The following is a 12,876-nucleotide window of genomic DNA, read 5'->3' as shown; positions in this document are numbered from 1 at the left end:
TTGGGGGGAGCACCATGTTATCAGAATTATCGATTAAGAACTTTGCCATTATTGAGGCCCTTTCCATTTCGTTTGACAAGGGCTTGACTGTATTAACTGGAGAAACGGGTGCAGGAAAGTCAATTATTATTGACGCCATTCATCTGCTGGTAGGCGGCAGAGGCTCTGCTGAGTTTGTTAGACATGGGGAAGATAAGGCAGAAATTGAGGGGCTATTTCAAATAGATGAGCACCATCCGGTATTTTCAAAAGCATTTGAGTTTGGAATTGAAATTGAAGAAGGTATGGTCGTATTACGAAGAGATATTTCCCGGACTGGCAAAAGTGTTTGTAGAATCAATGGTAAGCTCGTGACCATTTCCACTCTCCGGGAAGTGGGTTCGACCTTAGTTGATATACATAGTCAGCATGAACACCAAGATTTAATGGATGAGAGCAGGCATCTTCTCTTACTTGACCAATTTGGGTTTGAGGAAATATCTCGTTCCCAGGCAGAATACCAAGAAGTGTTTCATCGCTATGAACAAACTTTTCATAAACTAAAGTCTTTGAGTGAGAATGAGCAAAAAACAGCACATCGATTAGATTTAATTCAATTTCAATTTGACGAGATTCAAAATGCAAATTTAAAGCTGAATGAAGATGAGCAGCTCTTTGAAGAAAAAAGAAAGCTTGTGAATTTTGAGCGTGTTTTTGATGCAATTCAATCCAGTTATAATGCCCTTACAGGAGAACAAAAGGGGTTGGATTGGATTAGTTTGGTAATGGGACAGCTTGAAGACGCTCAAGCATTGGATTCCGCTTATAAAGAATTATATGAATCCGTCATGAATAGCTTTTACCAACTAGAGGATGCTTCCCGCACATTGAGAAGTGAACTAGATGAATTAGAATATGATCCACAGCGGTTAAATGAAATCGAAGAAAGATTAAATGAAATTAATCAGTTAAAACGGAAATATGGAAAAACAATTGAAGAAATTTTAGAATATGCAGCGAAAATTGAAGAAGAAATAGAAACATTACAAAATAAAGAAACACATATAGGGCAATTAGAGAAACAACTAGCCTCCATCAAAAAGGATTTAAGTCTAGAAGCCAAACAGCTGACCGAGCTCCGAAAACGCTGGGCTGGAAAGCTGACAAAACTAATTCATAATGAGTTAAAAGAACTATACATGGCAAAAACAGTCTTTGAAATCCGCTTTGAATCCGTCTTGCCACATTTTACAAAAAACGGTGTGGATCACGTGGAGTATTTTATTTCAACCAACCCCGGTGAGCCTTTAAAGCCATTATCAAAAATTGCCTCTGGCGGTGAACTATCGAGGATAATGCTAGCACTTAAAAGCATTTTTTCGAAACACCAAGGAGTTACTTCCATTATTTTTGATGAGGTGGATACTGGTGTCAGCGGCAGGGTAGCACAATCGATAGCTGAAAAAATTTATAATGTAGCTGTCGATTCACAGGTATTATGTATTTCTCATTTGCCGCAAGTGGCTGCAATGGCAGATACTCATTTGTTTATTTCCAAAGTGACAAAAGGCGGGCGAACCAAAACTTCGGTCAGTCCACTCTGTATGGAAGAAAAAATAAGGGAAATTGGCAGAATGATTTCAGGTGTTGAAATTACCGATTTAACGAAAAAACATGCTGAAGAATTGTTATTTTTAGCATCTGAAAATAAAAAAATTGAAAAGCTTCCCAATTAGGGGAGCTTTTTTATGTTGTCACAGGTTATAAATGATGCTGATGGAGGCAAAATTAAAGATGTAGCCATTTCGATGTAGAGTGAAACAGAAGCGAGGAGAGTGAAGATTTTGAAGTTAGAAATAATTAGAAAGATCATTGGTGGAATTCTCCTTGTTTCATTAATCAGCGTTCTTTATTTTCAGCCATTTCAGCAGTACCTTGATATACCAAAGACCATTACAGTCTTTGAAGGACAAGATTATACTTTTCAAAAGGCTGTACCGGTATCAGCCTCTTTAGTATCTCACAATTCAACTATCACACTTGAACAAGATCAAAAAAATGTATCCTTAAAAGCAAATGATTCAGGCAAAGAAGAAATGCTATTAGAGTTTGCAGGGATACCTGTTAAAAAAGTCGATGTAAATGTCTTAAAGGATTTCAAAGTCCAGCCAGGAGGACAATCCATTGGTGTTAAATTAAATACGGTTGGCGTATTGGTCGTAGGTCACCATTTAGTTAATACTGAGGATGGAAAAAAGTCACCTGGTGAAATAGCAGGAATCAAAATCGGTGATATTATTACAGAAATCGATGGTACGAAAATTGAAAAAATGACAGATGTGGCTCCCTTTGTACAAAATGCAGGACAAAGCGGAAAAGCATTAGATATGGTTATTAGCAGGGAAAGCGGTAAGTTCACAACGAAACTAACTCCCTTGAAAGATAAGGGAGAAAGCTCCTATAAGCTTGGATTATATATTCGTGATTCAGCAGCAGGAATTGGGACTATGACATTTGTTCATCCGCAATCTAAAAAATATGGTGCCCTCGGGCATGTCATTTCGGATATGGATACGAAAAAGCCAATTGTAGTAGAAGATGGTCAAATCGTTCGGTCTACTGTTACCTCCATTGAAAAAGGCAGTAATGGCGACCCAGGAGAAAAGCTTGCACGATTCTCTTCAGATCGTGAAATAGTTGGGAATATCACAAAAAACAGCCCATTTGGCATTTTCGGCGTGTTAAATAAAGAGTTAAAGAACGGAATTTTGGACAAACCACTGCCAATCGCCTTATCTCACCAAGTGAAGGAAGGGCCAGCAAAAATTCTAACAGTGGTAAATGATGACAGGGTAGAAGAATTTGAAATTGAAATTGTCAGCACGATCCCGCAGAAATTTCCAGCAACAAAAGGCATGGTTTTAAAAGTAACTGATCCAAAGCTATTAGAAAAAACTGGAGGAATCGTTCAGGGTATGAGCGGAAGTCCTATTATCCAGGATGGAAAGCTAATTGGAGCAGTAACACATGTCTTTGTCAATGATCCAACCTCTGGTTATGGAGTACACATTGAATGGATGTTAAATGAAGCAGGAATTAACATATACGAAGAACCTAAAGAAAAGGCTAGCTAAAACTCAGTCATTCAAACAAAATAGGCGATATCGCCTGTTTTGTTTTTTTGCATTAACGTAAAGTTTTTTCGACATTTTTTTGGAATAATTAGGCATATATGCGAATTTAGTCGAAATTCAAAGTAAAACAAAGAAAAGATGAGATTTTCTCACTATTTTAAGAAATATTAAAAAAACTAGAGGAATTTTAGTTGCATTGTCGAATTTCTAATTTAGAATAGAATTAAGAGAATAAAAAATTAATGTTAAATAGAGATATGACCATTTGGATTTGAGGAGGATATAAAAGTGAAAAAGATTAAAGTTTGTGTCGTGGATGATAATAGGGAGTTAGTTGGATTATTAGAGGACTATATTTCTTCCCAAGATGATATGGAAATTGCGGGTATTGCAATTGCACATAATGGTCAGGATTGTTTAGAACTTCTTGAATCAACGGATACGGATGTACTCGTTTTAGATATTATTATGCCTCACCTAGATGGTTTAGCTGTTCTAGAGCGCTTAAGAGAGCTTAAAAAGGGTGCAATTCCAAATGTTATTATGTTGACTGCATTTGGACAAGAAGACGTTACAAAGAAGGCAGTAGAGCTTGGTGCCTCGTATTTTATTTTGAAACCTTTTGATATGGAGAATTTAGGTAACCATATCCGTCAAGTAAGCGGTAAAAGCAGTCAGGTAAGCAGGAAGGCAGCTTCAGGAAATTATCGTTCACACACTGAAAATAAACCAAGAAATCTAGATGCCAGCATTACAAGCATTATTCATGAAATTGGAGTTCCAGCACATATCAAAGGATACTTATACCTGCGTGAAGCCATTTCAATGGTTTATAACGATATTGAATTACTTGGCTCCATTACGAAGGTGTTATACCCTGATATTGCAAAGAAGTATAACACTACAGCAAGCCGTGTGGAACGTGCAATCCGTCATGCTATCGAAGTAGCGTGGAGCCGCGGAAATATCGATTCCATTTCATCATTATTTGGTTACACAGTAAGCATGTCTAAGGCAAAGCCTACAAACTCCGAGTTTATTGCTATGGTTGCGGATAAGCTTCGTTTAGAGCATAAGGCTTCTTGAAAGGATCAATAATATAAAAAGCCTTCATTTTGAAAGAGACCACTGAAAAAGTCCTTAAAGGTTAGCCTTTGTTAATTAGGCCGGTTGATTTCCACTCCAGGATGCTTCGCTTTCCGCGGGGCGTGCGGTGAGCCTCCTCAGCGCTAAAGCGCCTGCGGGGTCTCACCTGTCCCGCTGATCCCGCAGGAGTCTACGCACCTTCCGTTCCATCACCCTAGTGCCTTAAACCAATAACTCTAACGAACTATAGAACGTCCAAATCACTAACTTTTTTAGGGATTTGGACGTTCTTTGCTTTATAATAGAGTTAGTCTATATGTTTTATCTGTATTTGCGTTTTCCAAAAACTATTCCTCAACCAATGTCTTCTCACTTATTCTCAAATTGAATTTTTTTAACCGACGAATGATATAGGATTGGGATACACCGAGTTTTTTTGCTGTTTTCCAAGTGCTATTCGTTTCGTTATAGGTTTTAATTAAAATGCTTTTTTCAATCTGTTCTAAATAGAATGGTAAACTCACTTCTTCTACATTTTGAGGGAGCATCTGTTGAGACTGCTGAAGGGGGAAGTCGCTTGGTAAATCATCTATATCCAGTTTTGGTCCAATAGATGTAATCACTAATCGTTCTATTAAATTTTCAAGTTCACGAATATTTCCTTCCCAGCTGTAATTGAATAAGGTATCCATAATATTTTTTGATAAAGTATGTTGACGACCATACTTTTGGTTGAATTTACTTAAATAAAAATTTAAAAGTGGAATAATATCTTCTTTTCTTTCGCGTAAAGGCGGTATTATCATGGGAAGGATGTTTAAACGATAAAATAGGTCCTTGCGAAATGTTCCTTCTTTGACCTGTTCCATTAAATTTACATTCGAGGCTGCAATAATTCGCACATCAGCTTGTTGTACTTGGTTATCCCCAATCATTCTAAATGTCTTGTTTTGTAAAAATTGCAGAAGCTTTGATTGTAGATGAAAAGGAAATTCTCCGATTTCGTCTAAAAACAAAGTCCCCTGTTCAGCCGCTGCAATTAAACCGAGTTTTCCATACGCATTGGCCCCTGTAAATGCCCCTTTTTTGTACCCAAATAATTCAGATTCAATGAGGGATTCCGGAATTGTACTACAATCTAAATGAATAAATGGTTTATTATTACGACTACTCAGCTGATGAATACGATAGGCAAAGGCTGTTTTCCCAACACCTGTTTCTCCAGTTAATAGAATCGTTGAATCGATATCTGCAATCTTTTGAGACCAGTCAAAAATGTGCTGAGTAGCTTTACTTTTTCCGACATAGAAATCTTCATACTGCTGATTTTTTTGCAAAATTAGTTGCCGAATTTGCTGTTTATATAGTTGTAAAATAGATTCGATTTTTTCTAATTCACTCGATTGATTGATAACTTGGGATAATTGTCTTGCATGCGTAACGATATATTGAATATCCCCATTCTTGTCTGGAATATAGTCACTAGAAACAAGCAAATGAACATTATCTTGAGTCACCTGAATAGTACTAATAAACTGTTTTTGTTCAATGACAAGCCTTGCGATTGAAGGTGAAAATATACCTCGTTTTTCCATTTTAATAACGTTTTGGCCAATCAATTCATCAATTTGTATGGATGAAAAACTTTTATATGCTGCTTCATTCACCCACAATACATTCCCTTTGTTATCGATAATCCAAATAGGATCTTTTAATGTATTTAAAATTTTAAAGAACAATTCCTGATCAAATTGTTGTATAACCCCATTAGCCATAATATCTCTCCTCATTAGTAAACAATTCATTCGTATCTGAATCATAAAATATCAGTTTTTGATTCTAAAAAGAATCAGTAAAATCCCCTTTGTGAGAAAATTCTAACATAAAGCAAGACAAATTTGTGCTGTTTTCGACAAATTGATTCTATTTTGAATCATTAAATTGATTTTGAGTTATAAATATTGTTTAAAAACTACAAAAATGCCGGTATATCAACATTTTAAAAGTTGGCATGATATTTGCAGATATATGAAGTGAACCAACATTACGATAAGTAGGAGGGTGAACATTTTTGCAACATTTACTTAGCAATACAGTAAAAAATATTAAAGTTTCTGCCATCCGTGAAATCGGAAACAAAGTGGCAAATGATCCGTCGATTATAAACTTTACAATTGGACAACCAGATTTTGTAACACCAGATTCTATTTTAGAAGCAGGAAAACGTGCAATTGAAGCGCGTAAGACTGGTTATACACATAACTCAGGTGTACTTGAACTTAGACAAGCTGCGTCTGACTTCGTAAAAAGACGTTACAATCTAAATTATCGCCCAGAAGATGAAATTTTAATTACAATGGGGGCAAGTGAAGCGCTGGATATTGCTTTCCGTACGATTTTAGAGCCTGGTGATGAAGTGATTTTACCAGCACCCATTTATCCAGGTTATGAACCACTTAATCGTATGTGCTACGCAACACCTGTGTTTGTGGATACTCGTAAAAATAATTGTATAATCTCTGCAAAATTAATCGAAGAAAACTTAACAGAAAAAACAAAATGTGTTGTTTTACCTTATCCATCAAACCCTACAGGTACTATTTTAAATGCTCAAGAATTAGAAGAAATCGCAAACCTATTAAGAGGTAAGGATATTTTTATTGTTTCGGATGAAATATACAGTGAATTAACATACGGTATGAAACATATTTCAATCGCTTCCTTCCCAGAAATGAAAGAGCAATGCATAGTCATTAATGGTTTATCAAAGTCTCATGCCATGACAGGTTGGAGAATTGGCTACACATTAGCCCCTGCATATATAACAGAAGAAATGTTTAAAGTTCATGCGTTTAATTGTGTATGTGCCAGCTCAGTCAGTCAATATGCTGCCATTAAGGCATTAAATCACGATTTAATAGAAGTCGAAGAAATGCGTCAGCAATATGAACTTCGCCGCAACTATGTTTATCAACAAATTACGGATATGGGCTTAGAAGCCATCAAACCAGATGGGGCATTTTACTTATTCGTTTCAATTGAAAAAACTAGATTAAACTCGAACGAATTCATTAACAAACTTGTTGATGAAGCGAAAGTGGCTGTTATTCCGGGTTATGGGTTCTCTGAATATGGTGAAGGGTACTTCCGGATTTCGTATGCATGTTCAATGGAGAATCTGAAAGAGGGCATGAAACGTATGAAACGGTTTGTACAAACATTATTAAAAAAAGAGGAGGTTGTTTAAATTGAAACCATTGTATTTTCTTGCATTTGTTCCTGTTGTGGCTTTCCTAATTGGTGTACCTTTTACCAATCGGGTTGAACCCTTTGTATTAGGGCTGCCCTTTTCAATATTTTGGATTGTATTGTGGGTTATTTTAAGTTCTTTAACTATATTAATTTTATATAGGTTTGATCAACATGACGAGGAGGTGTCAGAATGAATATTTCATTAATAATTATGATCGCCGTTGTTATCTTTTGCATCTATACGGCGATAAAAGCCGGTAAAGGAAAAAATGAAAAATTGGAAGAGTGGGCATTAGGTGGACGAGGCATGGGGGCTATCATTACGTTCTTCCTATTAGCAGGCGAGTTTTTTACAGCCTTCACTTTAACTGGGTTAGTAGGACTAGCCTATAATAGTGGGATTGCGACTCTTTATATCATGTCCTATATCTCGATTGCTTGTATTATTGGTTATTTTCTATTACCAAAAATTAGACGTTATAGTAAGGAGCATAATCTAATTTCACAAGGTGACTTTTTTGAGAAAAAATATAATAGTCCGACCTTAGGGAAGATTATTACAATCGTGGGGGCAATTGCTATTATTCCGACAATAGTAATGGCATTAAAAGGGATGGGGCTGATTGTGTCTGTTGCATCCTATGGGGCAATATCTTCTACAGCAGCAATTTGGTTTGGAAGTATTATTGTTTTATATATACATTAATTTCAGGACTTCATGGTTCTTCTCGTGTAGCTTTGGTTAAGGATATTCTTTTGTTTGGTGTGCTTCTATTTTTAGGTCTTTACTTCCCATTCCATTATTATGATGGTGTTGGATCAATGGTTAAAGAAGTTGGTGAGGTTAAGCCTCAAGTATTACTATTTCCAGATACAGGTCTAAGTCTAGTATGGTATGTCTCCACTGTCGTCTTAATGTGTTTAGGGTTATATCTATGGCCAAATTCATTTTTATCGATTTTTGCAGCGAAAAATGACAAAGCCCTTCGAAAAAATACTATTTTAATGCCGTTATATTCATTGATGCAGCTATTTGCATGTCTTGTCGGTTTAACGGCGATATTAGCCATTCCGACTCTATCAGGAGCGGAAAGTGATTTGGCATTAATTAAGTTAGTATTTGAAACATTTGATCCATGGTTTGTAGGATTCATCGGAGCAGCGGGATTACTGGCATCTTTAGTACCGTGTTCTGTCGCGCTCATTACAATTGGTTCAATGATAACTTCTAATATTTATATGCCGTTGAAGCCAGATACTTCAGTTCGTAAGCAAATGAATATTGCACGTCTTTTCGCAACCGTTGCAGCAATTATTAGCTTATTCTCATCATTAAATTCAAACGGTGCAATCGTGTTCCTGCAATTAATTAGCTATAACTTTATAATGCAGCTATTCCCAGCTTTTATTTTTAGTTTACAGAAGAAAAACCTTGTTACGAAACAAGGGGCAATTAGTGGTATTGTTATGGGTGTATCATTAGCATTATACTCCGCAGCAGCCGGTACAACTGTGGCAACATTAGCCCCGAACCTGCCATCATTTATTTTAGACATTAATAATGGTCTATACATGTTAATTATTAATGGAATCGTAACGATGGTTGTCAGTCTTTTAACTCAAAAATCAACAGCGGAAAGTAAAACTTTAGAAAGAGGAATTATATAAAATGAAAATTATAAATTATGAATTAGCTAAAAAACTACGCCACGAATTGCATCAACATCCTGAACTTTCTAACGAAGAAGTTTGGACAAAACAACATTTAATGGAATTTTTGAAAGCGAATACAAAACTAGAACTAGTAGATAAAGGAAATTGGTTCCTTTGCGTTTATCGGGCAGGAACAGATAAGCCAAATATTGCTTTCCGTGCAGATTTTGATGCACTTCCAATGGATGAAGTCATTGATCTGCCATGGGCTTCTCAGCTCTCTGGAAAAGCACACAAATGTGGTCATGATGGCCACTCAGCAACACTAGCAGGATTTGCGCTTGAAATTGATCAAGAAGGTGCAGATAAAAATATCTTTTTTCTCTTCCAACCTGCAGAAGAAACAGGAGATGGTGCTATTCAATGTGTTGATTTCATTAAAGAACACAATATTGATGAAATTTATGCCTACCATAATATGAGTGGTTTCCCTTACAAGACTATAGGGATTATGGATGGAACGATGATGTGTGCATCTAAAGGGATGACGATCCATCTGGAAGGTGCTCCTGCCCATGCCAGTCAGCCAGAAACGGGAATCAATCCTTCCTTCGCGATCGGTAATATTCTTGGAGCGATTCCTGAATTTACCTCTCCAGAGAAAAATAAAGGTCTTATCCTGTGCACAGTTGTACAAATTGATGTAGGTGAAAAAGCTTTTGGTATTGCTGCATCAAAAGGAGATATTCGTATGACAATACGTGCTCGTTACCAAGAAGAGTTGGAGCGGCTACAAGAAAATCTTGAAAACTTTGCGAGAGAGCAGGCAGAAGTATTTGGGTTGAAAGTAAGTTTCCAATATAATGATGAATTCCCGGAAACGTTTAATCATAAAGAAAGTGCAGATAAAATTCGTTTGGCAGCAAAAGCAAAGGGAATGGAATTAGTTGAAGTGAGAGAAGCATTCCGTGGATCTGAAGACTTTGGACACTTTACAAAGTTAACGAAAGGTGCATACTGCTTTATTGGAAATGGAGAAGATTATCCACATGTTCATACTTATAAGTATGACTTCCGTGATGAACTTATTGAATCGGGAGTTGAACTATTCAAGGGGTTAGCTAAATTGTAACATTATATGGGCTATTTTCAAAGCTGAACTAATTCAAATAAGTAGTTCAGCTTTGAAAAATCCAATCCCCATAATCTAATAAGGCTTGGATTTTAATCAAATGAATCTATAATCATGTAATTGCTTTTAAAACAGCTCTTAATTTTTTACACACTCCAATTTTGGATCAAAAGTATCAAAAAACGGAACAAGTAGCCTTATATGTTCTGGTCCTAATTTATCTGTAGAATGGAGTAGCCAGTCGAAGATAATGCCTCTGGTAAAAATGAGAATCATGTGGGCGATAAATCCGGCATCCATATCTCGGCGGAATTCATTTTGCTCCTGTCCTTTTTGAATAATCCCTTTAAAATGGATAAACATACGCCGTTCCTGCGAAATCATGTATGAAGGCTGTTCGTCATTCATTTGCAAAGTGTAGATGGCCTTCGTCCATTCTCTGCGGCTTTCATTTACATAATTGTACATTTCCTCACATAGGGCGATTAATTCTTCTTTATTAGTTTGATAGGTTTGTGATGATACTCTGGTGATCACTTCCTCATCAAGATCAAACCAGGAACTGAGGATGACTTCTCCTTTATTTTTAAAATGATTATAAAAAGCTCCTTTTGTGACCCCGGCTTTTTTGCAAATATCCTCAATTGTCGTATTATGGTAGCCTTTTTTGATAAAGAGCTCCATACTGATTTTGTTCAGCGTATTGCGCGTTTTTTTCGCTTCTTCCCTGCTTTTTCGAGCCATTTTGCCAACACTCCTTTACTTAAAAAGCCTCTTTTCCATAAGATGTAATACTTACATAAATCATAGCACAGAATGAAATCTTGCAAAATTAGGAAGAATTCAATAGTATTTTTTATTTTTTAAATTATTGAAAAATTCAAAAATATATAGTAAGATAAAAACATCAATTACATACTACGGTATCTAAATGATAAAGCATGTGTTTGGTTTTATCAATAAGGAAGGTGGGGGATAGGAAAAAGTACCTTTGGTTATAAAACTACTATTTTAAAGAGGTTAATGGGAGGGTTCTTAAATGTTGAAAAAAAAGTCCAAATTTTTATTCCTAAACATAATGATTGGTTTAATCGTCGCGCTTATTCTTTCCGGCTGTTCGGGTTCAAATTCAAATTCCCCAGAAACATCGACATCTCCACAAAAGCAAGTGGATCCGGGAGAACCTCAATATGGTGGAACGTTAAAAATTTCATCACCTATTGAACCTGCCAATTTAGGTGTTCCGCCGGAGCAGCCTGGAAGCGGTTTTGTACACATGATGGCACCAGTACTTGAAACACTCGGAAAATTTGATGATAAGGGTGTTATGCAGCCGCTATTGGCAGAAAAGTGGGAATTGGATCCACAAGCAAAAACCATCACTTACTTTTTGAAAAAAGGCATTAAATTCCACGATGGCACTGACTTCAATGCAGAGGCTGTAAAATGGAATATTGAATTATTTCGGCAAGCCAAACGAGGCGAAGTAGACGGGATTAGTTCGATTGATGTAGTAGATGAAAGCACAGTCAAGATTAATCTAACCGAATGGAACAGCAGCTTGAACAACGCGCTCTGTTTCTGGATTCAAATGATTTCTCCGACAGCGTATGAAAAGAACGGAAAAGACTGGGCATTTAGCCATCCAGTGGGCACCGGTGCATTCGCGTATGACAGTTGGGAGCGCGGCGTTGCGATTAAATACAAGAAAAATGAAAACTACTGGCAAGAGGGCCTTCCATATCTTGATGGGATCGAATACAAAATCATCCCTGATGCCATGACGGCTTCTGCTGCCTTCCAGCAAAGAGAAGTGGATGCCTCATTCTATTTACCGGTTGATAGAGTCCTAGAATTAGAAAAGAACGATCAATACAAAGTCGTCACACTTACAACAGGTCTTGGCAATAGAGAAAACGGGCTTATCCCAAATAGCGGAAATCCGGATTCTCCTTGGGCCGATGTAAAGGTCAGAGAAGCATTAGCTTATGCGATTGATGCAAAGACAATCGTCGAAAAGGTCCTAAAAGGCGGTTATGAAGTTACAGATCAATGGGGACCTGTGACAGGGAATTCTTACAACCCAGATGTGAAAAAATTTGAATATAATCCTGAAAAAGCGAAGAAATTGTTAGCGGAAGCAGGATATCCAAACGGCTTCAAAACGAAGCTCATCTCTTGGCCGGGTCTTCAGCATGAATCACTGCCGCCTGTTTATCAGAGCTATTTAAAGGAAGTTGGAATTGATGCGGAAGTCATGCCTGTTGATACTGCTAGAATGTATGACCTGATTGGCACCGAGTGGGACGGGCTTATGTACTTTGACGTTATGACCGACCCAGACCTGCCGCTTTACATGGAACGTTACTTAAGCAAAAAAGCCAAATTATACGTAAACATTGACCATCCGGAAAATGTGGAAGAGCTCATTAAAAAGGGTAAAGCTGCAACCGATCCGGAAACAAAGCAGCAGGCAAACCTTGAATTACAGAAGGCTGTCTTTGAGGAAAACCATATGTTCTTCCCATTAGCGGTAACGACCATGCCAATTGTCATGTATCCGAATATTCAAGACAGCGGATTTAATGAAACATATGGCAATGTGTATTCTCCAGAAAAGACTTGGCTTTCAAAATAATG

At 37.0% G+C, this 12,876-nt stretch carries 11 protein-coding genes; 9 read left to right on the top strand and 2 right to left on the bottom strand.

Going from position 1 to position 12,876, the window contains the following annotated elements:
• Positions 1-14: 14 nt before the first annotated feature.
• From recN to spo0A, 3 genes are all read left to right on the top strand, one after another.
• Positions 15-1,715: a DNA repair protein RecN gene (gene recN / locus ACY3XC_RS02470; protein WP_464867145.1), complete on the top strand. Its 1,701-nt coding sequence runs from the start codon at positions 15-17 to the stop codon at positions 1,713-1,715.
• A 99-nt stretch (positions 1,716-1,814) separates the two neighbouring features.
• Positions 1,815-3,113 carry a SpoIVB peptidase gene (gene spoIVB / locus ACY3XC_RS02465; RefSeq protein WP_464867144.1) on the top strand — a complete coding sequence of 433 codons (1,299 nt, stop codon included), beginning with the start codon at positions 1,815-1,817 and terminating at the stop codon, positions 3,111-3,113.
• Between the two features lie 288 nt (positions 3,114-3,401).
• Positions 3,402-4,199, top strand: a complete 798-nt coding sequence (gene spo0A / locus ACY3XC_RS02460; protein ID WP_464867143.1) for a sporulation transcription factor Spo0A — start codon at positions 3,402-3,404, stop codon at positions 4,197-4,199.
• Between the two features lie 347 nt (positions 4,200-4,546).
• Here spo0A and ACY3XC_RS02455 read toward each other — a convergent pair whose 3' ends face one another.
• Entirely contained in the window at positions 4,547-5,974 is a 1,428-nt protein-coding gene (locus tag ACY3XC_RS02455) for a sigma-54 interaction domain-containing protein (protein ID WP_464867142.1), read from the bottom strand.
• 296 nt (positions 5,975-6,270) lie between these two features.
• Between ACY3XC_RS02455 and ACY3XC_RS02450 the strand changes: the two genes are divergently transcribed.
• From ACY3XC_RS02450 to ACY3XC_RS02430, 5 genes are read left to right on the top strand one after another with little or no spacing between them, the layout of a single operon-like run.
• On the top strand, positions 6,271-7,446 hold the full coding sequence (locus ACY3XC_RS02450; protein WP_464867141.1) for an aminotransferase A: 1,176 nt from the start codon (positions 6,271-6,273) through the stop codon (positions 7,444-7,446).
• A gap of 1 nt (position 7,447) precedes the next feature.
• Complete coding sequence (locus ACY3XC_RS02445; protein WP_464867140.1) at positions 7,448-7,645, top strand: DUF3311 domain-containing protein; 198 nt, start codon at positions 7,448-7,450, stop codon at positions 7,643-7,645.
• Positions 7,642-8,157, top strand: coding sequence for a hypothetical protein (locus ACY3XC_RS02440; protein WP_464867139.1), 516 nt, complete (start codon positions 7,642-7,644; stop codon positions 8,155-8,157). The genes ACY3XC_RS02445 and ACY3XC_RS02440 overlap by 4 nt, the downstream gene beginning before the upstream one ends.
• Positions 8,121-9,119, top strand: coding sequence for a sodium:solute symporter family protein (locus tag ACY3XC_RS02435; protein ID WP_464867138.1), 999 nt, complete (start codon positions 8,121-8,123; stop codon positions 9,117-9,119). Before ACY3XC_RS02440 ends, ACY3XC_RS02435 begins: the two co-directional genes overlap by 37 nt.
• 1 nt (position 9,120) lies before the next feature.
• On the top strand, positions 9,121-10,236 hold the full coding sequence (locus tag ACY3XC_RS02430) for a M20 metallopeptidase family protein (protein WP_464867137.1): 1,116 nt from the start codon (positions 9,121-9,123) through the stop codon (positions 10,234-10,236).
• Positions 10,237-10,374: 138 nt separating this feature from the next.
• Here ACY3XC_RS02430 and ACY3XC_RS02425 read toward each other — a convergent pair whose 3' ends face one another.
• On the bottom strand, positions 10,375-10,980 hold the full coding sequence (locus ACY3XC_RS02425) for a TetR/AcrR family transcriptional regulator (RefSeq protein WP_464867136.1): 606 nt from the start codon (positions 10,978-10,980) through the stop codon (positions 10,375-10,377).
• 295 nt (positions 10,981-11,275) lie between these two features.
• Between ACY3XC_RS02425 and ACY3XC_RS02420 the strand changes: the two genes are divergently transcribed.
• Entirely contained in the window at positions 11,276-12,874 is a 1,599-nt protein-coding gene (locus tag ACY3XC_RS02420) for an ABC transporter substrate-binding protein (protein WP_464867135.1), read from the top strand.
• Positions 12,875-12,876 lie beyond the last annotated feature (2 nt).

This window comes from Bacillus sp. CZDM1 (genome assembly GCF_055502545.1).
This window is presented reverse-complemented; position numbering and strand designations above follow the sequence as displayed.

Excerpts from the sequence above, each read along its gene's own strand:
- recN (WP_464867145.1), top strand. The coding sequence starts at position 15 with ATGTTATCAGAATTATCGATTAAGAACTTTGCCATTATTGAGGCCCTT.
- ACY3XC_RS02455 (WP_464867142.1), bottom strand. The coding sequence starts at position 5,974 with ATGGCTAATGGGGTTATACAACAATTTGATCAGGAATTGTTCTTTAAA.
- ACY3XC_RS02440 (WP_464867139.1), top strand. The coding sequence starts at position 7,642 with ATGAATATTTCATTAATAATTATGATCGCCGTTGTTATCTTTTGCATC.
- ACY3XC_RS02430 (WP_464867137.1), top strand. The coding sequence starts at position 9,121 with ATGAAAATTATAAATTATGAATTAGCTAAAAAACTACGCCACGAATTG.
- ACY3XC_RS02425 (WP_464867136.1), bottom strand. The coding sequence starts at position 10,980 with ATGGCTCGAAAAAGCAGGGAAGAAGCGAAAAAAACGCGCAATACGCTG.
- ACY3XC_RS02420 (WP_464867135.1), top strand. The coding sequence starts at position 11,276 with ATGTTGAAAAAAAAGTCCAAATTTTTATTCCTAAACATAATGATTGGT.